This is a genomic window from Undibacterium sp. TC4M20W, assembly GCF_049340245.1.
Classification (GTDB): domain Bacteria; phylum Pseudomonadota; class Gammaproteobacteria; order Burkholderiales; family Burkholderiaceae_D; genus Undibacterium.
This window is the reverse complement of sequence record NZ_JBMPPI010000003.1, coordinates 258274-281659: the sequence shown is the minus strand read 5'-3', so window position 1 is coordinate 281659 and position 23386 is coordinate 258274. Positions and strand designations below refer to the sequence as shown.

Genomic DNA, 23386 nt, shown 5'->3' with positions numbered 1-23386 from the left:
ATGATGAATAAATCAGCACACACGTATTGGGGACAATTCATACCACTGGTAACGGTATTCTTCTTCTGGGGCTTTGTTGCAGCCAGCAATGATATTTTAATCCCTGTGTTCAAGGCAGCGTTCCATCTGTCGCAAACACAAAGCCAGTTTGTATCGCTTGCTTTTTATGTTGCCTACACGGTTGGCTCCTTGCTGTACCTGCTGGTTTCTGCCGTACTTAAACAGGATTTGATACAGAAGATAGGTTACAAAAATGGATTGGCGCTAGGGCTTTGCATATCTGCGCTGGGTACTTTGTTATTTTATCCGGCAGCTAATTCAAGCTCGTTTACATTGATGTTGTCGGGCTTGTTTATCGTGGGCCTGGGTTTTTCATTGCAGCAAACGGCGGCTAATCCACTGGCGATTGCCTTGGGTTCGCGCGAAACCGGCTCACAACGACTGACACTTGCTGGTGGGATTAATAATTTTGGTACCACCATAGGCCCGTTGATAGTGAGCTTTGCCATATTTGGTACACCATCTTCAAACAATACGGTCGCCAGTATAGAAAGCGTCAAAATACCTTACCTGGTTTTGGGGCTGGTATTTTTCCTGGTTGCTGTTTTCCTCAAATTTTCATCCCTGCCTGACAGCCCGGCACTGGAAGAAGAAGCGCAAGACAGCCATACACATGGCCCTAGCTCTGCATTACAGTTCCCACAATTGGTCTTGGGCATGCTTGCGATTTTTGTCTATGTGGGAGTCGAGGTATCCACTGCCAGTAATTTACCTGCCTATATGGAACTGACTCAGGGCTACCTGACCAAGGATATCGCACCATTCATTTCGCTGTATTGGGGGAGTTTGATGATAGGCCGCTGGACGGGTGCGGTCGAAGCTTTCCAGTTGAGTGACGGTGCAGCAAAGCTGGCGAAATTTCTTGCCCCGTATCTGGCCTTCAGCGTGTTTCTTGCTGTGAACGCGATAGCGCAACATGAGTTAAGCCGTTTTTATGTATATGGTGCTGTTGTCCTGGTGTTGATTTTTGCTGACCTTGCCAGCAAGGGAAATCCTGCAAACATGCTGGGCATTTTCTCTGCACTGGGTATTTCTGCTTTGATACTTGGTATGTGCACCAGCGGCATGGTAAGCATTTATGCATTCACCAGCATAGGTTTGTTTTGTAGCACTTTGTGGCCTTGCATTTTCTCTTTGGCTATCAGCGGTCTCGGCAAGCATACGGGGCAGGGTAGCAATTTCCTGATCATGATGATCATGGGCGGCGGTGTTGTGAGCTGGCTGCAAGGCTTTGTTGCCGATAAAGTCGGTATACAAATGAGCTACATCGTCGGCGTAGGCTGTTTTTCTTATCTGGCTTTTTATTCCTGGAAGGTAAAAACCATCTTGGCCAGACAGGGAATAGATTTACAAAGAAAAGCAACTACCGCGCATTAATTACCCCAGCAACTCCAGATCATGACAATGACTTTTCCAGACTTTCGTGCTGCCAGTACTCTGACTGAGCACATAGCACACACCATGCTTTTTTATCATCCACGCTGTATTGATATCAGCGGTGGCTTCTATCATTATTTTAAAGATGACGGCCAGGTTTATGATGCGACCTCGCGTCATTTGGTCAGCAGTACGCGTTTCATCTTTGATTATGCAATGGCCTACCGGCAGTTTTCTGATCCACGTTATTTGCACATGGTGCAACACGGTGTCACATTCTTGCGCGAAGTGCACCGTGATGCCGTCAATGGCGGCTATGCCTGGCAACTGAACTGGGACAATGGCAAGAAACATATCATTGACGATAATAATCATTGCTATGGCCTGGCTTTTGTTTTGCTCGCCTATTCCCATGCAGTAATGGCAGGTATGGATGAGGCACGTGCTTATATCGATGAAACCGTGGCTCTCATGGAAGAAAAGTTCTGGCTACCAGAATTTGAACTCTATGCAGACCAGGCCAGTGCGGACTGGACGCACCTCGACACTTATCGAGGTCAGAATGCCAATATGCATAGCTGTGAAGCGATGCTGGCAGCCTATCAGGCAACTGGTGAAGTCAAGCATCTGCACCGTGCGGAAGTGATAGCCAAATCCATCACCCAGCAACAAGCCTCTCAAGCCGGCGGCATGATATGGGAACATTACGACAATGCCTGGCAGATAGACTGGGAATACAATCTTGAGGACAAGGCAAATCTATTCCGTCCCTGGGGGTTTCAACCAGGACATTTTACTGAATGGTCTAAACTTTTAGTACTGCTGGATGCAGAGGCTGCAAATTTGCAAGGCGATTCGACATGGATTTTACCAACGGCCGAGCGCCTGTTTGATATAGCACTGGATCTCGCCTGGGATCAAAAGCATGGTGGCATTTGCTATGGCTTTGCCCCGGATCACAGCATTTGCGATGGTGATAAATACTTTTGGGTGCAGGCTGAGTCAATCGCTGCTGCAGCTTGCCTGGCACAACGCACGGGTAAGCAAAAATACTGGGACTGGTACGACAAAATCTGGCAATACAGCTGGACGCATTTTGTTGATCATCAATACGGCGCCTGGTATCGCATCCTGGATAACAGTAACCATAAAATCAGCGATGAAAAAAGCCCAGCCGGAAAGACTGATTACCATACCATGGGCGCATGTTATGAAGTGTTGAATGTATTGAAACTGGGCAAACATCATGACTGACTTTCCTCAATTTGTCTGTGCTGGTGAAGCCTTGACCGACATGCTGCGCACTGGCCAAGATGACTGGAAAAGCATGGTCGGCGGCTCCACCTGGAATGTCGCCCGTAACCTGGCAAAACTAGGCTTGCGCACAGGTTTTGCCGGTGCTATCAGTGAAGATGTGTTTGGCGACGCATTGTATGCAGCCAATGAGCAGGCTGGCCTGGATATGCGTTTGCTACAACGTTTTCAAAAATCACCCTTGCTCGCGATTGTTGCTGAGACCGCGCCACCAAAGTACTTCTTCATTGGCGAAGACAGTGCGGATCTGTATTTTGCACCTGCGGCTTTACCAGATGGATGGAACAGCGATTTGCAATGGGTACATTTTGGTGGCATCAGCTTGGCGCGCGAGCCATTGGCAACAACATTGATTTCATTGGCAAGGCAATGCAAAAAGGATGGGGTAAAGATCAGTTATGACCCCAATTTCCGTAATCTTATGGACGACAGATATGACGCTACTTTGCGCACAATGACGCAATTGGCTGACGTAATAAAAATATCTGACGATGATTTACGTGGGCTTTTTCGCCAGGAAAACGCCGACATGGCCTTGGCACAATTACGTGAATTCAATCCCGAAGCGGTTTATCTGTATACCAGAGGTGCAGCAGGTGCCTCTTTGCATCTGGGTGATCAAACCTGGCAAGCATTGCCCCCCCAGATCAATGTCATCGACACGATAGGGGCTGGTGATGCCAGTATCGCGGGCTTGCTTTATAGCTTGCACAAGACACCAGAAAAAAACTGGCAAGAACACCTGGATTTCTCTGTCGCCAGTGGTGCAGCAGCATGTTTGGCGGCTGGTGCGCAAGCGCCTGAACTTGCGCAAGTGTCAGCCCTGTACGAACAAATCAAGAAAAATTAACCCGGAGAATTTTCTATGTTGAAGACCTTACGCATCAGTTGTGCCTTACTCTTTTTTACGCTTGGCAGTACCTTAGCCCATGCAGAAAACAGCATGACTGAAGCGCAATCGCAGCTCATGGCCAACAAGGTAAAACGCGAAACCCAACATGCCTGGCAAGCATATAAGCAATTTGCCTGGGGTCATGACGCAGTAAAACCATTGAGCCGCACGCCACATGACTGGTATGGCACTTCACTGTTAATGACACCGGTGGATGCCTTGGATACTTTCCTGATCATGGGCTTGAAAAAAGAAGCAAAAGAAGCGCAAGACCTGATCGTCTCCAAGCTCAATTTTGACCAGGATATCTATGTCCAGAATTTTGAAATCACGATTCGCCTGCTGGGTGGCCTGCTATCCGCTTACCAAATAACAAAAGACCAGCGTCTGCTGAATCTTGCTGAAGATCTGGGACAACGATTATTACCAGTATTTGAAACGCCCACCGGCTTGCCCTATACCCATGTGAATCTCAAGACCGGGCAAGTACGTGGCAATGTCAGCAACCCGGCGGAGACAGGTACGCTGCTGTTGGAATTTGGCATGCTGAGTAAACTCAGCAACAAGCCCATCTATTTCCAAAAAGCGAAAAAGGCATTGGTGGCAACCTATGAGCGCCGCTCGTCCATCGGCCTGGTTGGAGCGCGCATTAATGTAGAAACAGGGGAGTGGGCCGACCAGAACTCTCACATCGGTGGTGGTATCGACTCTTACTACGAATACATCTATAAATGCTGGCGCTTGTTTGGCGATACAGATTGCAAGGCCATGTGGGATACTAGTATAGACAGCGTTAATCGTTATCTCGGCGATGAGGTCGATAGTGGATTTTGGTACGGGCGTGCAAACATGCAAAGTGGGGCACGCACGGCAAGCCGCTACGGCGCGCTTGATGCGTTCATGCCAGCGCTGCTGGTATTGAGTGGCGATGTGGAACGCGCTAAGCGATTACAGGATTCTGGTTTGAAGATGTGGCGAATACATGGTATTGAACCAGAGTCGCTTGACTATAAGACTATGACCGTCACTTCTGGCAGTTATCATTTGCGGCCAGAAATTATTGAGTCAGCTTATTACCTGTATCGCACTACTGGTGAGGCAAAATACCGCCTCATGGGTAAGGAGTTTTTTGAAGACTTCGTGAAATATTGCCGCAGCGAGTCTGGTTATGCTGCCTTGAAAGATGTGCGCAGCAAAGAAAAGGACGATTCCATGGAAAGTTTCTTGTTTGCCGAAACCTTCAAATATTATTACCTTTTGTTTGCGCCAAAATCTGCCCTGGATTTCGATAAAGTTACTTTTAATACTGAGGCGCACCCGTTACAGATAAAGTAAATTTTTCTGTGAATTTAAATTTGTAAAAGTATAAAAGGCTTGATGACTGCATTCTTGCTCTCGTTTTCACCAAGTTATGACGTCACATCAATTTTATACTTTTCAATTAATGGTCAGCATAAGGTTTATTAGGACTTACGCAAAACCGCCCCAAGTTTGCAGTCTACCGAACTTCCCAATTCGTCATACCCGCGCAGGCGGGTATCCATGCCTGATCGGCCCCATCGGTCTACGGTTGAACAACGATGGATTCCCGCTAAAAGCATGCGGGAATGACGGTTTGGGGTTCGCTGTATTTATTGTGCTCATTGAGATCTGTGCATGGCCGAAGCAAAAATCGTCGAGGCCAATTTTGCGTAAGTCCTATTTATATCCAGAACCAAAGTATGGAACGTAAAAACGCACATTAAAGTATAAAAATATAAACATGCCTCTTGCAAACATGAATGAGAATCATTATTATTTGTTTGTTGCATTTGTTTATGCCATTCTGGTCGCGCATAGCCAATTGCACTCCCTACAGGCATGTTTGAATGGTAAAAATGGAAAAGAAAATTAGACTCAACTCGATGAATTCGGGAGAAATACCGGGTCTGGCCGAACAGTTGCAGCGCGCAGGATTGCGCCCGACTGTTGGCCGCGTAGGAATGCTGGCGGCAATTATTCAAATCGGCGAAGGCTACCATTATCCAGAAGATATTTTGAGAGAACTGTTAAGGCAGGGCAGGCTAGGCAGTATCACAACGATTTATCGAGTTCTTGCCGATTTGACGTCGATCAATTTTTTGCAGCGCTCTTTTGATGTAGAAGGTAAGGCCAAATACCGATTAGCTAATGCAAGCATCGCTGCCGAAGAAATATGCCTGGTCTGTGAACAATCAGGGCGCAGTATCACTGTCCATGAAAGTGAACTCCGGGGGAAATTAGATCAGCTGGTGCGTCAGCATGGTATGGAAACATCATCATCACCTTTATTAATACGAGTCAATGCAGCAACAAAACTGGAAAGTGCCGGGCATAAGTAGCGGCAATCCAGAATAACATCTACATTTGCTATATCTGTTCTGCCAGAGATGCCGGCAATGTGGGGCTAGTAAATTTCAAGGCTTCAGGCGTAATATCCTGTCTCAATTTCTGTAAATCAGGGATATTCCTGTATCTGAAAACAGGGTAGCCAGCGGCTATCAAGAAAGATTCTCGTACCGCATCTTCCTTTTCCCGTCCATTGTGACTGGAGTCATCATATTCGACGATGGCAATTGCCCCAAATGCCCTGGTGCAGATGACGAAATCTGCATATTTTCTGCAGTATCTATTCCTGACCGCCAGATCATTCGTCTCGAGCAAAGCACTGAACGATACCTGCGCCAACACCACATGCTCAGGGAAGGCTTTTACGAGTTGCCCATACATAGGCTGCTCCCGCATGGAGAGCACCGGCCTTTTTCTTGTTGATATTCCGACAGCGCGCAATGACGCAAAAACTTCTGAAGTTCTGTACTTGTCTGGATTTTTTCTTTGCTTAAGTATTTGCCAGTAAGTAACGGCCATCGCCATAAACAGCAGTCCGATGATCAGGATCATCACCGCGTTGAAAAGTGACAAGGGTAGTGCTTCCAGGATTTGTTTGCTGGCGACCGACATAAAAAAATTAAATATTTAGCAATATTTAATTATAAACAATTAACTTGTAGTAATGCGTGATTTTGGACTTGATGCGTTGCCTTGTAGTGACAAGCTTGATTCAATTCTATGCTGCGAGAATGGATCAACTGCATCTACATAGCGCATCGCACTTTGTACGCTTTTCCAGCCCACGTACTCCATCAGCGTTTTTAAATCCCAGCCATTGCTGCTTGCCCAATTCGCAAATCCACGCCTGAGTGAGTGTGCCGAGTAATCATCTGCATTAATTACACCTGCATCTTCGAAGATGGTGCGTAGCAGAGGGATCAGGCTATCCATATGCAAGCCATCATCTCCAATACGCCCCCAGCGATTGATAGACCTGAATACGGGCCCTGATGTGAGCCCCGCTAATTCTTTCCAGGCCGCATAAGCGGCAACAGGGCAGAGCTGCTTTAGAGCAGGTGCTTTAAAAGTGCTCCCCTTATTTTGGCGATCACTTTTTGTATGCGGCAAGAACAAACTCATGCCTTGGCCAGGAACGATTTCTATGTATTCAATCTGCAGTCGCGTCAGTTCATCGCCACGAAACCCTCTCCAAAACCCAAGCAGCAATAAAGCACGGTTTCTGGTGTGCCTTAATTCTGCGGCAAGGTCGCCAGATGCGTTTGCAGCGGCAATTGCATTCTCCAGCCAACGGTCAACTGGAGCAAGCTGCTCAAGCTGGAACGGCTTGGCTTGTTTTTCCTGGGCAGGATGCTCTCGTTGTATGCCGCGAAGTATTTTTTTGATGAGAGGTGCTTTGGTTGGATCAGCAAAGCCCTGGTCTATATGCCACTGCGCTAATGCGGCAAGCCGCTGACGTAGCGTATTCATTGCCAGTGATTCTGCATGATCAACCAGGTATTGAGCAATATTTTCGCTAGTCGCGGGCAAAAAGCCTCCCCATTCGATTTCGTAATGTCTGATCGCTGCCTGATATGCGGCGCGGGTGTTATCACGCGAGCCGGCGTGTAAATAGTGATCGATTTTACTCATAAGCCTGCCAATGCCGTTTTCTCCATAGTCCGTCCAAATTGGATGTGCAGTGGTTATGGGGTAATTTTAACGGATTTCAGCTTAACACAGGATAATATTAATTTATCCTGTGCTAATTAAATAGCTTTTATCTATAATTTAAAGTAATATTTTAGTATGTAATTACATGGTACGTAATACATTATGATATTTCATGGGAAAAGTCGTGGCGAGAACTGGGTTATACAAGTCAGAAGTCGAAAAAGCGCGCAACACCTTGATAGCGCAGGGGCGCCATCCGTCAGTCGATGCGGTAAGAATTGTCCTTGGCAACACCGGCTCCAAGACCACAATTCACAAATACCTCAAAGAGTTGGAAGAGGAGGGCGGCGGCAATTCAGGCAGCAAAGCCCCCATTAGTGAAGCCCTGCAAAACCTGGTGGCACAGTTAGCCACTCAACTGGAATCTGAAGCAGATAATCGCATTGCGGAAATGGCAGCTCAATGCACTGAAAAGGATCGTCTGCATGCAGTAGAAATTGCCGAGCTCAAAGCCAGCAATGCGCAGACAAAAGAAAAACTCGACCTGACAATTGCCGCCATCAAGCAAGAAATAGCGTCGCACGAACAAACCAGGGAAGCCCTGCAAACCGAGTCCATAGCCCACCATACCCTGGCCCAGCAAGTCATTGATCTGCGGGAGCGTCTAGCTGAAAATGAGGTTCACCGGCAGTCGCTGGAAGAAAAACATCAACATGCCCGCGATGCGCTTGAACACTACCGCATGTCCGTGAAAGAGCAACGTGATCAGGATATCCGGCGCCATGAGCAACAAGTACAACAACTACAGGCAGAGCAACGCCAGTTGCAACAAGGATTGATCAATAAACAAAATGAAATAACGCGACTCAACCAGGACGGTGCCCGCTGGGTGGCAGAAATAGCGCAAGCACAAAAATCCATCTATGAAGAGCAAACCAATTACCGCAAACTCAATAGCCAGGTAGAAGCATTGCGCGTAATCGAACAACGCGCCAAATTGCTGGAGCCACAACTGAATGAGAAGGACGTTTTAATCGTTGAATTGAAAGCCCAACTGGCAGACTTTTCTTCCAGAAATATCGAGCTTCAGCAACACCTGCGCCAAATAGAATTGGACTTGAATGCCGCGAAAGCCAAGATCGAGGCGCAGGAGACGATGATGGTGGAATTAAAAAACTTGCTGCGCGAAAGAATGAAGCCTGAAGACACAGAGCCTCATGCGGGCAAGTAAAGGCAGTGCAGTCTTGGAACCTTGCCTATGCAAGGAAATTTTTTAGCCCGACTGAGGGCAGGGTGGTAGTTACCAAAGCAGGTGCCGGGAGGTTCTGCTGATTCTCTCATTGACCAGAGCTACTGCTCAGTAGTAGTGCAAAGTAAGCGCAACGTTGCAGAAACTCTTGTTCGGGTTGGCTCTGGCAATACAGGCCATTTCAGCGCCGGCCAAGATGTGCCGGTTCTCGGTGCTGCGTCCTATCCAATGCCAGGAGGCGCACCAGTTCAAGACATCCAATATAAGCCGTCCGGCATGATCTTTGATCTCCGGCCAGTTGTGCGGGATGATGTGATTGACCTGGGCGTGACCCAGCAGATCAGCGATTTTGTGAAAACCACAACTGGTGTAAATAACTCTCCGACACTGAGCAAAAGGGAAGTTGAAACCACGCTTAGTTTGCAGGATGGTGACGTAGTTGTATTAGGTGGGCTAAGCCAGGACAAGCAGACCGGATCACATTCCGGTCTTTCGTTTCTGCCTGCCTTGCTACATTCGAAAGGCTCCGAAAATGCCAAATCTGAAATCTTGCTGGTGCTCCAGCTTCAGAAAATTTTTACGTTTCGGTGACTTTTGCAATCTTCGTGATGTTGTATCCGTAGGATTGCAGAGTGAATAAAGTGGGATTTTCTTGGCCTCGTGGCATATCCGGTAATAGGTATGTCTCACCTAAGAGCTTTGTCCGTATTTTTAAAGCAGCGTCGTTTGGTGTTGGCTCTCCTGTATTTTCTATACGAATGGTGTCGCTTTCCCCTTCGCGATTCGTGTATGTAATGTCCCAGAATTGAGTAGTCATACTGTCCTTTGTTGAAATTTTGATAATATTCGTATTGTAGCTTCTTTCTGGTGTCAGCTGCTTAATTAGTGTTTATCAGAGCGGGCTGCCGTTGAATACAATTACTTCTTTGCATATGTATTCTATAAGTTCAATGTCGTATTTTAGGTATTTCGCATCATTTGATAAGTGGTGGAATACCTCTACATTGTTTTCAGTGCCTTTTGTATGCACTATTCTGCAACGAATATTGTAAATTCTTTCCGAAATTGTTTTGGTTAATTCACTACTTTTGTCCACAGTGAAAGTGTTAGTAGATATTTTTCTTGCTTCCTTTGAGTTGAAAAATTCTTTTCTCTCGGTATTTTGTGACAGCCATTTCTTTAGTTCATCTTCGTTGACGCAATTAGAAAGAGTAGACATTAGCTGACTTAATTCGTTGCCGAATGTGTTGCTGGACTTACTAAATTTAATCACGTTCAGTACTTTCGACAATTCTTTGTCGTCGTCCACATTGAACGCTGGACTTTTCAAAAGACCCCTTATTTTACTTTGGGCTTCTTTCTCAGCATATATTGTGAAATAAAATTCAATGGCTTGATAGAATGAAAAATACCTTTGTAAAGGCATACCTTTAAGATTGTCTGCCAGCCAAAACATGGATAGTGGCTCAGCATGATATTGATACCTTGGGGCATTTAATTTTACTTTTTCATCATCAAATGAAATCGAACGTCCTGTGCCAGTTTGTTCTGGGTGTAGTTGTATTGGGATATCGGTTAAAACATTCACATTAAAGCAAATGGTTGAAAATATGCTTTTGACCAATTTGATAGCCTCCGCATGTGACTTAATCGCTACATTGTTGATTCTAATTGTGGTGTACGCGAGAACGTTTCTATAATCTGCATGCGACGGATATTCGTTCCTTGCGTTGTGAATTAGTTCAAATGCGCTTGTCGGTTGACCAATTGTGATCTTTGAATCCTGTATTGGCGATGGTACGTTTAGGAAAGCATTGTCTTGATTAGTACGATCCCAACACTCCTCAGAAATTTTTCGCTTTAGAAACATCATAGTAAGCGTTCCGTGATTGCCATCTATAATACACTCAACAGTTTTATGTTTTTCTGACCATATCCCTGCATAGCCTTTAATAAGACGGTATTCAAAAAAATCTGGAACTTCGTCGAATTGATCTAAATTTCGTCCTTCTAACGCATATATCAAAGTTCGCTCTTCGGCCTTTTGCATTGAAATAGCAAGTCGTCGGCCGCTCGACGTGTCCAATAGAATCTCTTCGCATGGAATTTTGTTATCAGTGCATATTTGCTTAAGTGTGTCGATGCTCATAGTTTCCTTTTTATGCTTCATGGCTATTGATCAGCTAGAACTTAATAGCTTATTTACCTGCAACGAATTAGCGTAACAGTTTTTCAATTATTAATGATATAAGCGGCCGCGCAAAGCGGGGCAAAATATCCAGCCCGATCAACACTAATGAAAAGCCCGTTACTGTTTCGGAGACGTGGGCGTAGAGGCAGCAGCCTGTCGACTACCTGGATTTTTAGCGGGCACGCCGTAAAGTGATGCAGGGGGCATTGATCACCAGCAAGCGCTCCCATAATGCAAGCCAGCCAGCTGTTCATTTTCTTGCATCATCTGGATTACTAGGCGTGTTGTCGGCTTGCAATGTAAAAAAGGCAATGATTGTGCGTATTGTGGAGGCCATGTTTTCTAGTTTTTGACTGACCATTTCCGCATTCTATTTAACATAATATAAATACCTGTACAATGCGCGCTAAAATATAGCGTATTACTGCGAACGTCGCTTAAAAAATCCTAAGCGAGAGTCCTTTTAGCGGGCAGTAATAGCGTGAGAAAACCCTTGTAAATCTCATTCCACAAATTCACGTCAGCAGGGGAGGTAGCGCGCTGACGGTGCATATCCAAGACCACAATCCCAGAATGAAAACCGATGATTGCAGCGACGGCTTGCGCCAATTCGTCGGACAGATGGCATTTTCCGGCCATGAGTTTGCTCATGTAAGAGCGGGTGACACCCAGGCGCTGGGCCAGTGCGTAATCAGATGTGATACCAAGCTTTTCTTTGGCTAGGTTTAGGTATTCGATAGTGTTCATTTTCCCCTCCTAGGGATACGTGCGCCTAGTCCTAGGCATAGCGGCATGATAGTTGACGTATCGTAAACGTGCAACGTTTTTACAACGGCAACGTTTCATAAGTGTTGACGTTTCATATCTGTTGACATACATTGCGGTCTGGGGCGGGAATCAATCCACCCTCCTAGGTACGCAAAGACTGCCCGCCCCCCATTAGGCGACCTAAGAGGAAAAAATCCTAGGACGGGTATATGAAAAAAATTGCATCACTTCTTGAAAATAGCATCGTAACCCTGACGACTGGGGCCATATTTCTCAATCTCGTCAGTGAGTCCGATCTTCTCCAGCTCTATCGTGACCTCCAAAAACACGTCAAGGCCGCTTACGCCAATGGCGCGGTAGATGTGGCCGTGTTCGTTGCGTACACCGATTTGCATGCGTTCAAACCTGACGGCTTTTTCAGTTACTACTTCCAAGACAAGGTTTGCGGTGATTTGCCCGTCGAAGTCAGGTATATCGTGGCCTGCGAAAACAACAGTTTGCATTCTATTTCTCCTGGTGAAATGCACTACTTGATGAAATTTGCAGGGAAGAGTGTACCAGCTCAGAGCAATTTCAATATAGCCGCATAGGGGATGATCATGCGACAAATTGACATGGAAATGAATTCAGAAAAGGCGATTGTCATCATCACTACGTTGATGATGGCGCGTATGCAGTTGGGCGTAAAGCATTTCGATGTACCGACAATTGAAGGACTGATAGGGGATTTTCACAATGTTCTTGCTGTATGCAAGGAAGAGGAAGAAAACCAGCGTGTTGCTGATGCTTACGACGCTTTGAAAAAGGGCTGATCATGGCTGCCTATCATGTTGTCATCTATAGCGGCGCGTTTGTCGTGTATTCCGTGGGTGTTGAAGCTGCAAATCCAGTGGCCGCGCAAATGCGGGCAGTGGCAAGGCTTCAGCTTGACGCTGATTGCGAATTTGTGATGGATAACGCTACAGCCTTCACAGTTAATCCTGTTCATGACAAGGTGCATCTGTGAAAACCACAGCCGACGAACAGGACGCAATTTCCCACGCAAATGCAAATGCCGCTATCGACACGGCACTGGCCCTGCTTAAAACTGACCGTGAAGCGGTACGCGCTGCCCACTGGAACCGCCTTAGCATTGCCGTGCGCCGTATCGCGGTCATGTCGGCAAACCTGCCTAAAGAACGCGCTGACGATACCCTGAACAAGTTCACGGCATTGGAACGCGGAAAAATCAATGTGGCCATGCGTCGCCTCATGAATGAAATGGAAGTGATCAGCAAATGCATGCAAGGCGGTTCGTTGCCGGGTGTGTGTGAGGTGCATCACTGATGCAGCAAACCTACGTCAACGGGTTCCCGCGCCGGATGGGCATCATCCTGTCGCGGGATACCGACTGGCACCCAAAAAAATCACAAGTCATACACAGCGTCCAGGCTGAGCGCGACCGCTTGCCTATCGACGCCACAGAAGACCAGATGTACTGCGCGGCTGACATGGCCGTGAAAGAGGTCTATTCCTACATTGACATTCACAAGGTGAAAGAATATGTGCTTATTGCTATCGGGGTTCTCTGCCGACGCCATGGGATACCCGTACCTCTGGGGGCGACTGAGGAAGAGCGCCTTAAGCGTGCGCTTGATCGCAACTGGTGGGTACGATCAATACGCAAAGAGCATGCGCGACGGTTTGAGCACGTCGCTATCCAGCTTGGTTTCACTTCCTACAAAGCAGGCATATACCTGTCCAATGAATCCGCAGCACGCCAGCGCAAACGTAACGCAGACAATGCGGCGCTACTGGCAAAGGTTGAGCTGGAAAACGAAGAGGGCCATCGCTATACACTGGCCGAACTTTCCGAACTCGGTGTAAGCAATAAGGCCATACGCCGGGGTGAACTCATGACCCGGATACGCGGCTTTGAGGAAATCGCGCAAGACCTGAAGCACTCCGGCATGTTCTGGACGATCACTGCCCCTTCAAAGTATCACGCCATTCTGAGCAAGTCCGGCGACCTGAACCCGAAATACTGCGGCGCTACGCCTAGGCAGGCCCAGGCATACCTATGCAAGATATGGTCACGTATACGTAGCGCATTGCATAAGCGAGGGATACAGCCCTACGGCTTCCGCATCGCTGAGCCACATCATGACGGTTGCCCGCACTGGCACATGCTGCTGTTTGTGGCTCCAGAGCATGCGGCCATGATGGAAACCATCATCCGCAAGTACGCATTGAAAGAAGATGGTCAGGAGCAGGGCGCGAAAGAAAACCGCGTGAAGCTGGTCAATATCGATGCAGGCAAGGGTACTGCTGCGGGCTACATAGCCAAATACGTTGCAAAGAACATTGATGGCGCTCATGTGGGCGACCATAAAACAAGTGACGGCTGGACTGTCACGACTGACTTGCTAGGCAATGAAGAAATCACGCCAAGCCAGCGGGTTACCTACTGGAGTCAGTTACATGGAATACGACAGTTTCAGCAAATTGGTGGCGCTCCTGTTGGTGTGTGGCGTGAGTTGCGTCGTGTGGAATTTGATTCGATTTCTCGCGCTCCTGATTCATTACGGAGCGCTTGGCGATCAGTGCAGCGAGTGGGAGACGCGCTTGCGAATTTCGCAGACTTTTGGCGGGCTGGAAAGTCAAGATGTGGCAAGGGATTCGATATACGAATTGCGACAAGAGATATCGAGGTGCTGGGAAAGTATGCAACGTACATACATGGCAGGCCGTGCGGTGTGTATTGCGCTTCTAATCCTGCTGCTGTGTACGAGTCTCGGCGTTTTCAGTGGAAAAGAGTGGATGGTAAAGCGGGGCATGGTGTTGCTCTTGACCTTCCTTGGACTGGTGTAAATAACTGTAGCAGGGGTGGTGATGGGAGAGGGGTTCCCGGTGATGGCGCGGCATGGGTAACGGTCAAATATGACCCAAAAAATAAAAATTTTTCGTCCGAAGTGGACGAATTTATTAAAAAGTGGAAGGCCAGAGAATGATTGCTGCCCTGTTCGTCAGACCTGACTCAATTTACAAGACCATGCCAGCTACAGACTGTTACGACATGGAACGCGATGCCCGTAAATACGAAGGCACTGCGCCGGTTATCGCGCATCCACCATGCCGCGCATGGGGGCAACTGGCGCACATGGCAAAGCCACGCGATGACGAAAAGGACTTAGCCCTGTTCGCTGTCTGGAAAATAAGGGAAGTGGGCGGGGTGCTTGAACATCCGGCCAAGTCGAAACTGTGGGCGGCTGCAGGACTGCCACAGCCAGGTGAGAGGGATGCATGGGGCGGCTTTTCCATCATCGTCAACCAGCATTGGTGGGGGCATAGGGCAGAAAAGAAAACGATTTTGTACATAGTCGGGATGGAACCGGGTGAATTGCCTGAAATCCCGTTTGTGATGGGTGAGGCTCCCTGTGTGGTTGCCAGCTCTGGCCGGCGCAAGAATGGTACGCGGCAAAAGCGCCGACCAGAGATAACAAAACGGGAACGGGAGGCGACGCCGGAAGCCTTCGCCCATTGGCTTTATGAGATAGCGACCAAATGCAAGAGAAAACACTGATCAGTCAAGAGCTGGAACAGGATGCAATAAAAATTGTCAAGCAATATCGCATGATGATGCCTACCCCCATAAGGGGTTTTTTAATCAAGCTTTCCGGCCTACTCGGTTGGGATGCTCTCTTTCAGGAGTTGAAATAATGAGTCAAAAACAAGATGCACTGCTGATCGTTGCGGCGTTGTTCGCAAAGATCAGTGATAACTATGGCCGTATCAGCTATGACGACGCGGATTTCAGGGCGGCAAAGCAGCAAGTAGATGCGGCAGTAGATGCCCCGGATGCCGCTGTGCAGTTGCCCCCGGTGGAAGTCGAAAAACCGGTATACGTAATTGACCCGGTGGTGAATGAAAAACTGGATGCCATCGAAGAACATCTCGGCGTCATCCTGCATCTGTTGCCGGAACCGGCGCAAGCGTAAAAAGTTCGGGCTCTCTTTTCGCGTCCAGGCTCACAAGGCCAAAAACGCAACCACAAAGCCACGCCTTACCGGGCGTGGTGAATGAGGAACCAGTATGGCAAGCGATATCTTGGGGCGAACAAGTTGCCCCCTCAATTGTGGGCACGATGCTGCCCACGTCAAAATAAAGAACGACAAGGCCACAGGCCAGGCGTATCCATACGTCCATTGCCGTGGCTGCGGGTGCCAGCTCCACACAAAGAACGACGAACAGGCAAGGCATCTGCTCAAAATCACCAGGAAAGAAAAATTAGACCTGCCAGCGCCGGAAATCGCGCAGCCAGTCAACGAACAGCCAGCGCAGCCTGTATCCGTACCGGAACCCATAAAAACCGCTCAAAAGCCCGCATTTGGCTTATTGCCATTCTAGGGGCTGATCATGACCGAACAAGAAATTAATACCATGCTGGCGGCTGGCGAAAATATCGACGCTGGCGCGGCCATCGCCATGGAAGAGGCGCAGCAATTGCCAGGTGTTCTGCCTCCAGACCCTGACGCGGCAGCGATGGAATGGCTGATAGTCCCTGAAGGGCTGGCATGGGCGATTACGACGGCATTCCCTGAGACGGCGCAATACTACACGCCTGAAGCCAAGATGAATCTGGCGCGGGCTATCGTGCCGGTTGCGGATAAATACGGCTGGTCGGGTGTCTCCAGTCCCGAAGTAATGCTTGGCATGGCGGCTATCGGCTTTGCAATGCCTGCTGTGCTGGCCTACAAAGAACGCAAGGCAATGCGGGAGGCTGAGGCAAACAAGCCGATAGGGCAGGGCGCTGATGGCAACGGATAACGACGCAAAAATATGGGCTGTCATGGGGCAGTCCGGCACCGGTAAGGGATTGTGGATAAAGCGCGAACTCCGCAGGCTAAAACCTAAGCGAATAATCATCCTTGACCCTCAGGACGAATACGGCGAATTTGCCAGCCCGTTCACCAGCATGGCCGACATGACGCGCATGGTAGTCAAGGCTCCGGGCGGCGGCTTCCGTGTCCGCTACGTGTTCCCGAAAGACTGCCCTCAGGAGCATTTCGATAAGGTGTTTAGTCACGTCTGCCAGTTGGCATACATGGCGGGAAACTGCACGCTGTTGGTGGAAGAGTTGAGTAATTTCACCAAGCCGTCATGGGCTCCACCTATGTGGCGGCGCATGTGCAACAGCGGACGCCATGAGGGTGTGCATGTCATCGGTTGCAGCCAGTACCCGGCCCAGGTGGATAAGGCATTTTTATCCAATGCCACGCTGGTGCATTGTGGCTGGCTGGGTGAGGAACCGCACCGGAAAGCCATAGCGCAGCGCATGAACATATCGCCGGACGTCATCAATGATTTGCCTGACCTGCATTACATCGAGTGGGAGCGCAAGGGCAGAAGCCTAAAAAGTGGCGTCATAACCACGACCGGACGCATAAAAGAGAAGCCGTTTTCTGCCTAGGCGTAAGCGTATCCGTAGGCATCGCGCCATCACTGTTTTTCACGTCTAAAACTCGTTAACTTGGCTACATGAACAAGTTTTTACCGAGCCTACAAAAAGTCAGTCAGGACACGATTAGCTATGCAATCGGTCTTGTGATTGTCGCCATCATCGTGGCGTCAAGTCCCCGGCTAAAGGCTCTCATCAAGAATTACGACAACAGCCAAACGTGAGGAAAACAAATGGCAGCTTATCTGAAAAACGCGGCTTTTATTTTGCTGGTATTCGCCATCGCAAAGAAGCTCAACAACACAATGACAATCCCGGTTGTCAGTGACTTTTTGCCTAAATAAGGGGCTGACATGCCACACATAAAAGAAGCTCTCAAGACTGCCGCCATCGTGCTGGCCGTCATCTACGTGGGTAATCAAGTGTCGATTACTCGCAATCTCATTCAACGCGCTTTGACAGGAAACTAAGGCCATGTTTAACAAACCAATGCAACAAGTTGTAGGCGTGGCTGCTGGCTCCATCGCAACACTGCGCGTCCCGGCTGAAGCCTTCACGCTGGTAGGCCTCAAGCTGAATCTGAATTTCGTTAAATCCCTGATTGATCGCGTCCGCATCAAGGTCGGCTCCCGCGTGATCTGGGACTTGACCTATGCACAGATCAATGCAATCAACAACTACAAAAACGAGGCAGACAACACAAAAGTGCTGTACCTGAATTTTGTAGAACGTGATCAGGCAATTTTCCCGGTCAAGGAAGTGGGCGGTTTCGATCTGATGGCCTTGCTGCCATTGGGTGAGGTCTACTTTGAGTTTTACATCAATGCGGCTGCAGCCTCTCCGACAATCGACGCTATCGGCTACTTTGAAGGCGCGCAGGGTAATCCGGCTGTGCTGAAATTCCAGCCTTTCAGCTTCAGCACAAACGCGGCAGGCAAATTCACTTTGCCTCTGAACATGCGCGGCGCTGTGATGAAACGTATCTGGCTGTTTTACTCCGGTACGGCATGGACTGGCACGACTAACGGCAACGTCAACAGGCTGGAAATCAAGAAAAATGGTTTGGTCTTCTTTGACCAAACTGACTTGGGTAATCGCTTCGATCAGGCGAACTTCAAGAAAGTCCCGCAAGCCGGTCTGTACGTCGCTGATTTTATTATCGACAACAACCACGACGCGCATATCACCACAATGCGCCGTATCAGTAACGGCAACGCGGCAGGCGCTCTGATCTATGACACGTTTGAATTCAATGCGTACATAGCAGATGCAGGCGGCGCTCAAGTAACAGCTATCGCGGAAGTTCTCGACGCTGCTACTAACCTGTAATAGGGGGTAAGCATGTCTTATGAATCTAACGCGCTGTTCGGCGACAACGACGGCTACAGCGCAATTCCGGCGAACATGCTTAACGCGGGCGCTGATGGCGCTGTCGATTGGGGTTATGTCGTGTCGCAAGGCATCAAGGGCGCTGCCCAAAATGCCATAGGCGCGATGGTCAACGGTGCTTATGCAGATGGGCAGTTGCAGCAGAATCGCACTGTCCAGGTGACGGCAGATAAAAACACCATGAATCTGCTGATCATTGGCGGCATTCTGTTTGTTGTGCTGGCTGGGAGTAAAAAGTAATGGCGCTCCCTTTCACCATACCGAGCATTTCGGCGGGTGGGGGTGGGCCAAGCGATGCAAAAAGCTCGGCGGCTATCCCTGTCAGCATGAATATGCCGTGGATATCCATCCACAACGTGCAGAGTCATACGAAGGGTAGCAGTCAGAGCGCAGACGGAACCAGCAATCCAAGCAATGCCGGGGGCGCTGGTGACATGGGCGCACTCGCTGGCAGTGTTGGCGGCATCCCGATTTTGTACATTGCAATCGCTGCGGGCGCATGGTTGATGTTGCGCTGAGTAACCCGGATGAGGTGCGCGATATTCTCGCGCCTCTGAGGGGTAAAAAGCCAAACCCAGGCGCACGGCATGACGTTGACAAGCTCATGCAAAAAGGTACGTGCTGGAAGCTGGAAGAGGGCGGGCAAATTGTCGGTGCTTTCGTCGCTGAAGTCGAAGGGCAAACGCTCTGGATAACGGCGGCAGCGGGCAGGGCGTCATTCAACCTGTGCGACTTCTTGGCCGGACACATGGATAAGGTAAGCCGGGGGCATGTGACTGAAATCATGTTTCGCACTGCAAGACCGGGACTGGTAAAGCAGGCCAAAAAGCACGGCTACCAAGTTGCTGAATACTGGATGAAAAAGAAAATATGAGCCTCAAGCGAATAAAAAATAGGATGTATAGCGAAGAGTTGTTCGGCAACAAGCTATGCTCTATCGGCGGCAGCTCCAACAGCGACGCCAGCAACACGACTACCACAAGTAGCAACACAACAAATACTGACAACAGTATGACCATGGGCGACCATGGCACGGGTATAAACGGAAGTAATAACGTAGTCGATAACAGTGCTGTGAACAATACCAGCATGACCGACACGTCAGACCGTAGTACGAACATGTTTGACATGTCGAACAGGTCTACCAACATGACCGACTCGTCTGACCGTAGTACAAAATTTACGGACAATAGCAACCGGTCTACCAATTTCGCGGATAACCGCATCAGTACGCAAGACTCTCGCTCGACCAACAACAGCAACACGTCCATGACGGACTACAGTAACCGCTCTACGCAGGTAACTGACTTCGGGTTCTTGGGCAGGGCACTTGACTCTGTGACGGCTATGTCTTCCGGCGCTATATCGAACAATGGCGCGGTGGTCAATAAAGCATTTGACAACCTGAACCAGACCACGGCTGACAATATGAATGTCCTGAAAACCGCATTCGACTTTGCGGCCAGGTCCAGCGCCAACAGTTTGACCAGTGCAGCCGATGTGATGGGCTTCACCCAGCAAACCATCGATAAGGTAGGTAGCCAGGTGGCAGCAAGCAAGGCAGACCCGAATCAGAAACTTATCATCGCGGCAGTAGTTGCGGCGGGAGTGGTGGCTGTGATGGCTGTCTCTAAAGGGAAACTGCCAATATGAAAACCTATGACTTCGCGCTAAGCGCGGCGATGAATAAGTCGATGTTGCAAGTATCCGGGTTCGCGTTTTATTACGTGAACGGAACCAGCGCGGGCAATTCCACGATCACCATTAAACCAGAGCGCGGCGAAGATTTCGACCTGAAGCCCGGACAATGGATGCGCCTGCCTGTCAATGTCGGGACATGGTACATAGGCAGCAAGGACGGCACCAGCACAATCACAGGCCAGTTCATCATCGGTGACGGCGTCTTTGGTGACTCAAATATTTTCAGCACGACAGTGATTGCGCCTGGACAAAGCGTCGGTATCAACAACATACCGCACGTCATTGACCGGCCAGAGGCGATTACTGGCAGCTATGCCGACACATCGCCGCAGACAGCAAACACAAACCTGCAAATTGTGGCAGCGGCTGCCAACGTGAACGGCGTCATTGTGCACAACGCGCAATTGATCTGGACTGGCAGCGGCAGACAATCGTTTATAGCAAAAGCGACGGCACCGACAGCCATCTTTGACGGCACAGTGATTCTCTCGCAGGACACGGTAGGCGCTGCCGGCACTTATGGCGCGCGCGACGTGTATTTGCAGAATGCGATATTAGTCCCGGCAGGGCAGGCCATCTGGTACAGAACGGTCGGCGACCCTAGCGGGTTCTTTCGGATGCTTCACTACACGGTGCTGTAATGCGGCTGGTGCTTGGCGCGGCCATCTTCGGCGCGGCCTACATCATCCTCACAACACTGGAGCAGGCAGCGGAAGAGGTGGCGGCAGCCACAGGCGAAGACTACGGGCTGACCGATGTCATAGCCGACAAAATGGACGAAGTAACAGGGTACATAGGAACTCAGGAATTAAGCGACATGCAAGCAAGCGACCAGATCAAGCGGGACATAAAGGGCAGTGAAGGCCTGAAGCTGCAACCATACAAGTTGAATGATGGTGGCTGGACTGTCGGCTATGGTCACTGGTCGGCGACGCCATTGTCAGCGATTACCCAGGCGCAAGCGGAAGCCATGTTTGAAGACGACTTAGAAAACCGTGCCGTCAAATGGGTGCGACTCTATGTGACCGTGCCAGTCAATCAGGCTCAGTTTGATGCACTGGTGCATATCGCCTACAACATGAGCCCGCGCAGCTTCAAGAAGTTTGCTGATGCAGTCAACGCAGGGCAGGGCATCCGAGATATTGCGGCTGAGTCTATCGGCTGGGTAGCAACAGAATACAAAAACGGCATTCGCAACAGGCGAAACCGTGAAATCAACCTTTTTGAGAACGGGGTATATGCATGACCACCATGAAAAACAATGACGCGCTGTTAGGCATCGTCCTGATCGCAGGCGCAATCTGGTACAGCCGTGGCGCTCAGGCGCGTGGCACTGGCAGTCTGTTTAAGGCGAATGCGCCGCTGGGTACTGGCTCCATGCCAGGCAGCGCAGGCACCGGCGTAAGTCAGGCCTTGGGCGGTGCGCTCGGCAGCTTTATCTCCGGCATGTTCGGCGGTGGCTCTGCCAAGACTGCGACCGGCGCACCTATCTTAGGTGGCAGTGAATACGCCTACCTGACCAGCGCCAACTACCTGAACAATCAGACCGTGCAGGAAATCGCATGGGACCAAGCCAGCCCGGACGTGATTGTCCCGGCAAACCTGTCCACAACAGGCCTTGAACAGGATTGGACGGTAGGCTGATGAAACTCAGTTTCGACAACTATGCGACGCTGATCAAGGTCGGCGCGGTGCTGGTCGTCGGCATCTACGTCTATAGGCGTGGCCTGTTTGGTGTAGTGGGCGATGCGGTCAACTCCGTAGTAGAAAAAGGGGTAGAAATCGCAAAGCCGATTGTGTACAGCGCGACGAAAGACAGCGCGTTGAATGTGGTGGAAACCACAGGCAGTTTGCAGCGAGATTTAGGTATCACAGAACAGCAAGCAACTATTCTTGAAGCTCTCGCGCTCGGCAACATGGGCGCATAACAACCAGGTGAAAATATGAAACGATTTACAGAAGCATCCACATGGGCAGGTCTGGGCGTCATGGCTCAGGTCTTGGCTAACTTCCTCCCGGCTCAGTATGCCATCTACCTGCATGGCGCAAGCGCTGTGTCTGGTGCGCTGGCTGGCGTGATCGCGGAAAAGGCGACGGCATAATGTCTTTCACGTTCGCGGACATCCTCCAAGTCAGCAATGTGCTGATTATTCCGTGTGTCTGGTACATCATTCAGGTAGAAAAGCGCCTGGTGAAAATCGAGACACAAATAGAACTCTTACTTGAGCAAACCACGCCATGACTAAACGAAAAACACCCCCACGCAAATCCAACGGTCAATTCCGCAAGCGTAAGCGCAAATAATGGACGTGCTGAAACTCGCCGTTTTGGGCGGCATCGGCTGGTACGTCTATACGCATTATCTGGTCAAGAAATCCATTGCCGCGCCGGCTGCTGACAGGCCTACGGTTGATATGCTGGACAAACTGCGGCAAGCTGTCACGGACCCGATAAAGACAGGCAGCCAGTATCAGGGCTTTGCTGTTGGTGAGCCCATGTATCAGCCTAAGCTGATTTCGTCGGATGCCGATGTGCCATGGTCTGACCGGGCAAAGTTCATCATGTGATCAGGTCTAAGGCCAGGCGCTCGTGCCATGGCCTATAGACATCCTGCACCCGTCTGTCAAACTCGCCGCGCAGCTTTGAGCAGCGGACTTTTTCCTCTACGTTGTACATCCGTAGGTAATTGCGATAGGAGCGCTCCGGCGTCAGCCAGCGCGGACTTACTGCGGACACCCACAAAAACAGGTCGTGTTCAGTGATGACGACTTCACCGAATAAATCAGTAGCATCTTGATACATATGGATTTTGAATTCTGTTGGCCAGTAGCATAGAATGCAGGCCGGAAGGGAAGATTGATTTTTTAAAAAGACCGGGATAATGCTTGGTATTCTTAATTTAGCGCGCATTTAACATAATATAAATTATGCGAAATTAAAGAGACTTTTACTCAGATGGCAAAAGATGCTGCAAACGGCTGTAAATTG

The 23386-nt window shown here is 49.4% G+C and carries 36 protein-coding genes; 29 read left to right on the top strand and 7 right to left on the bottom strand.

The genetic code is table 11. The annotated features are described in order from the left end of the window. Positions 1–3: 3 nt before the first annotated feature. The 5 genes from ACO0LL_RS05795 (at position 4) to ACO0LL_RS05775 (ending at position 6003) form a co-directional block, all read left to right on the top strand. Positions 4–1437, top strand: coding sequence for an MFS transporter (locus ACO0LL_RS05795; RefSeq protein WP_422949933.1), 1434 nt, complete (start codon positions 4–6; stop codon positions 1435–1437). A gap of 21 nt (positions 1438–1458) precedes the next feature. Beyond that, entirely contained in the window at positions 1459–2691 is a 1233-nt protein-coding gene (locus ACO0LL_RS05790) for an AGE family epimerase/isomerase (protein ID WP_422949932.1), read from the top strand. Further along, positions 2684–3601 carry a carbohydrate kinase family protein gene (locus ACO0LL_RS05785; protein ID WP_422949931.1) on the top strand — a complete coding sequence of 306 codons (918 nt, stop codon included), beginning with the start codon at positions 2684–2686 and terminating at the stop codon, positions 3599–3601. The genes ACO0LL_RS05790 and ACO0LL_RS05785 overlap by 8 nt, the downstream gene beginning before the upstream one ends. 93 nt (positions 3602–3694) lie before the next feature. Next, the gene (locus tag ACO0LL_RS05780) at positions 3695–4978 is read left to right on the top strand and encodes a glycoside hydrolase family 47 protein (RefSeq protein ID WP_422949930.1); all 1284 of its coding nucleotides are present in this window, start codon (positions 3695–3697) and stop codon (positions 4976–4978) included. Between the two features lie 542 nt (positions 4979–5520). Continuing rightward, the gene (locus ACO0LL_RS05775) at positions 5521–6003 is read left to right on the top strand and encodes a Fur family transcriptional regulator (protein WP_422949929.1); all 483 of its coding nucleotides are present in this window, start codon (positions 5521–5523) and stop codon (positions 6001–6003) included. A 28-nt stretch (positions 6004–6031) separates the two neighbouring features. Here the strand turns inward: ACO0LL_RS05775 and ACO0LL_RS05770 are convergent, their stop codons facing one another. Then, complete coding sequence (locus ACO0LL_RS05770) at positions 6032–6622, bottom strand: DUF2726 domain-containing protein (RefSeq protein ID WP_422949928.1); 591 nt, start codon at positions 6620–6622, stop codon at positions 6032–6034. 39 nt (positions 6623–6661) lie between these two features. Further along, entirely contained in the window at positions 6662–7642 is a 981-nt protein-coding gene (locus ACO0LL_RS05765) for a site-specific integrase (RefSeq protein WP_422949927.1), read from the bottom strand. 205 nt (positions 7643–7847) lie between these two features. Here ACO0LL_RS05765 and ACO0LL_RS05760 point away from each other — a divergent pair, with 205 nt between their 5' ends. Continuing rightward, complete coding sequence (locus tag ACO0LL_RS05760) at positions 7848–8894, top strand: DNA-binding protein (RefSeq protein WP_422949926.1); 1047 nt, start codon at positions 7848–7850, stop codon at positions 8892–8894. 135 nt (positions 8895–9029) lie between these two features. Next, a complete protein-coding gene (locus tag ACO0LL_RS05755; RefSeq protein WP_422949925.1) occupies positions 9030–9503 on the top strand; it encodes a hypothetical protein in 474 nt (157 codons plus the stop codon). On the opposite strand, the gene ACO0LL_RS05750 is transcribed toward ACO0LL_RS05755, so the two are convergent. The 4 genes from ACO0LL_RS05750 to ACO0LL_RS05735 form a co-directional block, all read right to left on the bottom strand. Beyond that, complete coding sequence (locus tag ACO0LL_RS05750; protein ID WP_422949924.1) at positions 9490–9729, bottom strand: hypothetical protein; 240 nt, start codon at positions 9727–9729, stop codon at positions 9490–9492. The two genes, ACO0LL_RS05755 and ACO0LL_RS05750, sit on opposite strands and share 14 nt — an antisense overlap. A 75-nt stretch (positions 9730–9804) precedes the next feature. Then, positions 9805–11061, bottom strand: coding sequence for a hypothetical protein (locus ACO0LL_RS05745; RefSeq protein WP_422949923.1), 1257 nt, complete (start codon positions 11059–11061; stop codon positions 9805–9807). Positions 11062–11550: 489 nt separating this feature from the next. After that, complete coding sequence (locus ACO0LL_RS05740; RefSeq protein ID WP_422949922.1) at positions 11551–11850, bottom strand: helix-turn-helix domain-containing protein; 300 nt, start codon at positions 11848–11850, stop codon at positions 11551–11553. 245 nt (positions 11851–12095) lie between these two features. Continuing rightward, positions 12096–12374 (bottom strand): hypothetical protein, encoded by a 279-nt coding sequence (locus ACO0LL_RS05735; protein ID WP_422949921.1) that lies wholly within the window; start codon positions 12372–12374, stop codon positions 12096–12098. Positions 12375–12470: 96 nt separating this feature from the next. On the opposite strand from ACO0LL_RS05735, the gene ACO0LL_RS05730 reads away from it, so the two are divergent. From ACO0LL_RS05730 to ACO0LL_RS05625, 22 genes are all read left to right on the top strand, one after another. Further along, positions 12471–12683, top strand: coding sequence for a hypothetical protein (locus tag ACO0LL_RS05730; protein ID WP_422949920.1), 213 nt, complete (start codon positions 12471–12473; stop codon positions 12681–12683). Positions 12684–12685: 2 nt separating this feature from the next. Then, on the top strand, positions 12686–12877 hold the full coding sequence (locus ACO0LL_RS05725) for a hypothetical protein (RefSeq protein ID WP_422949919.1): 192 nt from the start codon (positions 12686–12688) through the stop codon (positions 12875–12877). Beyond that, positions 12874–13197 carry a hypothetical protein gene (locus ACO0LL_RS05720; protein WP_422949918.1) on the top strand — a complete coding sequence of 108 codons (324 nt, stop codon included), beginning with the start codon at positions 12874–12876 and terminating at the stop codon, positions 13195–13197. Before ACO0LL_RS05725 ends, ACO0LL_RS05720 begins: the two co-directional genes overlap by 4 nt. After that, on the top strand, positions 13197–14861 hold the full coding sequence (locus ACO0LL_RS05715) for a replication endonuclease (RefSeq protein WP_422949917.1): 1665 nt from the start codon (positions 13197–13199) through the stop codon (positions 14859–14861). The genes ACO0LL_RS05720 and ACO0LL_RS05715 overlap by 1 nt, the downstream gene beginning before the upstream one ends. Before the next feature lie 41 nt (positions 14862–14902). Next, positions 14903–15433: a hypothetical protein gene (locus ACO0LL_RS05710; RefSeq protein WP_422949916.1), complete on the top strand. Its 531-nt coding sequence runs from the start codon at positions 14903–14905 to the stop codon at positions 15431–15433. After that, positions 15415–15570 carry a hypothetical protein gene (locus ACO0LL_RS05705; RefSeq protein WP_422949915.1) on the top strand — a complete coding sequence of 52 codons (156 nt, stop codon included), beginning with the start codon at positions 15415–15417 and terminating at the stop codon, positions 15568–15570. Before ACO0LL_RS05710 ends, ACO0LL_RS05705 begins: the two co-directional genes overlap by 19 nt. Continuing rightward, positions 15570–15848: a hypothetical protein gene (locus tag ACO0LL_RS05700; RefSeq protein WP_422949914.1), complete on the top strand. Its 279-nt coding sequence runs from the start codon at positions 15570–15572 to the stop codon at positions 15846–15848. The genes ACO0LL_RS05705 and ACO0LL_RS05700 overlap by 1 nt, the downstream gene beginning before the upstream one ends. Before the next feature lie 94 nt (positions 15849–15942). After that, entirely contained in the window at positions 15943–16257 is a 315-nt protein-coding gene (locus ACO0LL_RS05695; RefSeq protein WP_422949913.1) for a hypothetical protein, read from the top strand. 9 nt (positions 16258–16266) lie between these two features. Then, the gene (locus ACO0LL_RS05690; RefSeq protein ID WP_422949912.1) at positions 16267–16677 is read left to right on the top strand and encodes a hypothetical protein; all 411 of its coding nucleotides are present in this window, start codon (positions 16267–16269) and stop codon (positions 16675–16677) included. Beyond that, complete coding sequence (locus ACO0LL_RS05685; protein WP_422949911.1) at positions 16664–17320, top strand: hypothetical protein; 657 nt, start codon at positions 16664–16666, stop codon at positions 17318–17320. Before ACO0LL_RS05690 ends, ACO0LL_RS05685 begins: the two co-directional genes overlap by 14 nt. Positions 17321–17782: 462 nt before the next feature. Continuing rightward, a complete protein-coding gene (locus ACO0LL_RS05680) occupies positions 17783–18637 on the top strand; it encodes a major capsid protein P2 (protein WP_422949910.1) in 855 nt (284 codons plus the stop codon). Positions 18638–18649: 12 nt separating this feature from the next. Next, on the top strand, positions 18650–18937 hold the full coding sequence (locus ACO0LL_RS05675) for a hypothetical protein (protein ID WP_422949909.1): 288 nt from the start codon (positions 18650–18652) through the stop codon (positions 18935–18937). Further along, a complete protein-coding gene (locus ACO0LL_RS05670; protein ID WP_422949908.1) occupies positions 18937–19215 on the top strand; it encodes a hypothetical protein in 279 nt (92 codons plus the stop codon). The genes ACO0LL_RS05675 and ACO0LL_RS05670 overlap by 1 nt, the downstream gene beginning before the upstream one ends. Continuing rightward, positions 19197–19571 (top strand): hypothetical protein, encoded by a 375-nt coding sequence (locus tag ACO0LL_RS05665; RefSeq protein WP_422949907.1) that lies wholly within the window; start codon positions 19197–19199, stop codon positions 19569–19571. Before ACO0LL_RS05670 ends, ACO0LL_RS05665 begins: the two co-directional genes overlap by 19 nt. A gap of 23 nt (positions 19572–19594) precedes the next feature. Further along, positions 19595–20350: a hypothetical protein gene (locus ACO0LL_RS05660; protein ID WP_422949906.1), complete on the top strand. Its 756-nt coding sequence runs from the start codon at positions 19595–19597 to the stop codon at positions 20348–20350. Further along, on the top strand, positions 20347–21039 hold the full coding sequence (locus tag ACO0LL_RS05655) for a hypothetical protein (protein WP_422949905.1): 693 nt from the start codon (positions 20347–20349) through the stop codon (positions 21037–21039). The genes ACO0LL_RS05660 and ACO0LL_RS05655 overlap by 4 nt, the downstream gene beginning before the upstream one ends. Further along, complete coding sequence (locus tag ACO0LL_RS05650) at positions 21039–21644, top strand: lysozyme (RefSeq protein WP_422949904.1); 606 nt, start codon at positions 21039–21041, stop codon at positions 21642–21644. The genes ACO0LL_RS05655 and ACO0LL_RS05650 overlap by 1 nt, the downstream gene beginning before the upstream one ends. Before the next feature lie 5 nt (positions 21645–21649). Continuing rightward, positions 21650–22042, top strand: a complete 393-nt coding sequence (locus ACO0LL_RS05645) for a hypothetical protein (RefSeq protein WP_422949903.1) — start codon at positions 21650–21652, stop codon at positions 22040–22042. Beyond that, positions 22042–22326 (top strand): hypothetical protein, encoded by a 285-nt coding sequence (locus ACO0LL_RS05640; protein WP_422949902.1) that lies wholly within the window; start codon positions 22042–22044, stop codon positions 22324–22326. Before ACO0LL_RS05645 ends, ACO0LL_RS05640 begins: the two co-directional genes overlap by 1 nt. Before the next feature lie 15 nt (positions 22327–22341). Further along, positions 22342–22500, top strand: a complete 159-nt coding sequence (locus ACO0LL_RS05635; RefSeq protein WP_422949901.1) for a hypothetical protein — start codon at positions 22342–22344, stop codon at positions 22498–22500. After that, positions 22500–22640, top strand: coding sequence for a hypothetical protein (locus ACO0LL_RS05630; RefSeq protein WP_422949900.1), 141 nt, complete (start codon positions 22500–22502; stop codon positions 22638–22640). The genes ACO0LL_RS05635 and ACO0LL_RS05630 overlap by 1 nt, the downstream gene beginning before the upstream one ends. A gap of 61 nt (positions 22641–22701) precedes the next feature. Beyond that, positions 22702–22965: a hypothetical protein gene (locus tag ACO0LL_RS05625; RefSeq protein WP_422949899.1), complete on the top strand. Its 264-nt coding sequence runs from the start codon at positions 22702–22704 to the stop codon at positions 22963–22965. On the opposite strand, the gene ACO0LL_RS05620 is transcribed toward ACO0LL_RS05625, so the two are convergent. Beyond that, on the bottom strand, positions 22958–23308 hold the full coding sequence (locus ACO0LL_RS05620; RefSeq protein ID WP_422949898.1) for a hypothetical protein: 351 nt from the start codon (positions 23306–23308) through the stop codon (positions 22958–22960). The two genes, ACO0LL_RS05625 and ACO0LL_RS05620, sit on opposite strands and share 8 nt — an antisense overlap. Positions 23309–23386 lie beyond the last annotated feature (78 nt).

Excerpts from the sequence above, each read along its gene's own strand:
- ACO0LL_RS05795 (WP_422949933.1), top strand. The coding sequence starts at position 4 with ATGAATAAATCAGCACACACGTATTGGGGACAATTCATACCACTGGTA.
- ACO0LL_RS05790 (WP_422949932.1), top strand. The coding sequence starts at position 1,459 with ATGACAATGACTTTTCCAGACTTTCGTGCTGCCAGTACTCTGACTGAG.
- ACO0LL_RS05785 (WP_422949931.1), top strand. The coding sequence starts at position 2,684 with ATGACTGACTTTCCTCAATTTGTCTGTGCTGGTGAAGCCTTGACCGAC.
- ACO0LL_RS05780 (WP_422949930.1), top strand. The coding sequence starts at position 3,695 with ATGACTGAAGCGCAATCGCAGCTCATGGCCAACAAGGTAAAACGCGAA.
- ACO0LL_RS05775 (WP_422949929.1), top strand. The coding sequence starts at position 5,521 with ATGGAAAAGAAAATTAGACTCAACTCGATGAATTCGGGAGAAATACCG.
- ACO0LL_RS05770 (WP_422949928.1), bottom strand. The coding sequence starts at position 6,622 with ATGTCGGTCGCCAGCAAACAAATCCTGGAAGCACTACCCTTGTCACTT.
- ACO0LL_RS05765 (WP_422949927.1), bottom strand. The coding sequence starts at position 7,642 with ATGAGTAAAATCGATCACTATTTACACGCCGGCTCGCGTGATAACACC.
- ACO0LL_RS05750 (WP_422949924.1), bottom strand. The coding sequence starts at position 9,729 with ATGACTACTCAATTCTGGGACATTACATACACGAATCGCGAAGGGGAA.
- ACO0LL_RS05745 (WP_422949923.1), bottom strand. The coding sequence starts at position 11,061 with ATGAGCATCGACACACTTAAGCAAATATGCACTGATAACAAAATTCCA.
- ACO0LL_RS05740 (WP_422949922.1), bottom strand. The coding sequence starts at position 11,850 with ATGAACACTATCGAATACCTAAACCTAGCCAAAGAAAAGCTTGGTATC.
- ACO0LL_RS05735 (WP_422949921.1), bottom strand. The coding sequence starts at position 12,374 with ATGCAAACTGTTGTTTTCGCAGGCCACGATATACCTGACTTCGACGGG.
- ACO0LL_RS05730 (WP_422949920.1), top strand. The coding sequence starts at position 12,471 with ATGCGACAAATTGACATGGAAATGAATTCAGAAAAGGCGATTGTCATC.
- ACO0LL_RS05725 (WP_422949919.1), top strand. The coding sequence starts at position 12,686 with ATGGCTGCCTATCATGTTGTCATCTATAGCGGCGCGTTTGTCGTGTAT.
- ACO0LL_RS05715 (WP_422949917.1), top strand. The coding sequence starts at position 13,197 with ATGCAGCAAACCTACGTCAACGGGTTCCCGCGCCGGATGGGCATCATC.
- ACO0LL_RS05710 (WP_422949916.1), top strand. The coding sequence starts at position 14,903 with ATGCCAGCTACAGACTGTTACGACATGGAACGCGATGCCCGTAAATAC.
- ACO0LL_RS05705 (WP_422949915.1), top strand. The coding sequence starts at position 15,415 with ATGCAAGAGAAAACACTGATCAGTCAAGAGCTGGAACAGGATGCAATA.
- ACO0LL_RS05700 (WP_422949914.1), top strand. The coding sequence starts at position 15,570 with ATGAGTCAAAAACAAGATGCACTGCTGATCGTTGCGGCGTTGTTCGCA.
- ACO0LL_RS05695 (WP_422949913.1), top strand. The coding sequence starts at position 15,943 with ATGGCAAGCGATATCTTGGGGCGAACAAGTTGCCCCCTCAATTGTGGG.
- ACO0LL_RS05690 (WP_422949912.1), top strand. The coding sequence starts at position 16,267 with ATGACCGAACAAGAAATTAATACCATGCTGGCGGCTGGCGAAAATATC.
- ACO0LL_RS05685 (WP_422949911.1), top strand. The coding sequence starts at position 16,664 with ATGGCAACGGATAACGACGCAAAAATATGGGCTGTCATGGGGCAGTCC.
- ACO0LL_RS05680 (WP_422949910.1), top strand. The coding sequence starts at position 17,783 with ATGTTTAACAAACCAATGCAACAAGTTGTAGGCGTGGCTGCTGGCTCC.
- ACO0LL_RS05675 (WP_422949909.1), top strand. The coding sequence starts at position 18,650 with ATGTCTTATGAATCTAACGCGCTGTTCGGCGACAACGACGGCTACAGC.
- ACO0LL_RS05670 (WP_422949908.1), top strand. The coding sequence starts at position 18,937 with ATGGCGCTCCCTTTCACCATACCGAGCATTTCGGCGGGTGGGGGTGGG.
- ACO0LL_RS05665 (WP_422949907.1), top strand. The coding sequence starts at position 19,197 with ATGGTTGATGTTGCGCTGAGTAACCCGGATGAGGTGCGCGATATTCTC.
- ACO0LL_RS05660 (WP_422949906.1), top strand. The coding sequence starts at position 19,595 with ATGTATAGCGAAGAGTTGTTCGGCAACAAGCTATGCTCTATCGGCGGC.
- ACO0LL_RS05655 (WP_422949905.1), top strand. The coding sequence starts at position 20,347 with ATGAAAACCTATGACTTCGCGCTAAGCGCGGCGATGAATAAGTCGATG.
- ACO0LL_RS05650 (WP_422949904.1), top strand. The coding sequence starts at position 21,039 with ATGCGGCTGGTGCTTGGCGCGGCCATCTTCGGCGCGGCCTACATCATC.
- ACO0LL_RS05645 (WP_422949903.1), top strand. The coding sequence starts at position 21,650 with ATGAAAAACAATGACGCGCTGTTAGGCATCGTCCTGATCGCAGGCGCA.
- ACO0LL_RS05640 (WP_422949902.1), top strand. The coding sequence starts at position 22,042 with ATGAAACTCAGTTTCGACAACTATGCGACGCTGATCAAGGTCGGCGCG.
- ACO0LL_RS05635 (WP_422949901.1), top strand. The coding sequence starts at position 22,342 with ATGAAACGATTTACAGAAGCATCCACATGGGCAGGTCTGGGCGTCATG.
- ACO0LL_RS05630 (WP_422949900.1), top strand. The coding sequence starts at position 22,500 with ATGTCTTTCACGTTCGCGGACATCCTCCAAGTCAGCAATGTGCTGATT.
- ACO0LL_RS05625 (WP_422949899.1), top strand. The coding sequence starts at position 22,702 with ATGGACGTGCTGAAACTCGCCGTTTTGGGCGGCATCGGCTGGTACGTC.
- ACO0LL_RS05620 (WP_422949898.1), bottom strand. The coding sequence starts at position 23,308 with ATGCGCGCTAAATTAAGAATACCAAGCATTATCCCGGTCTTTTTAAAA.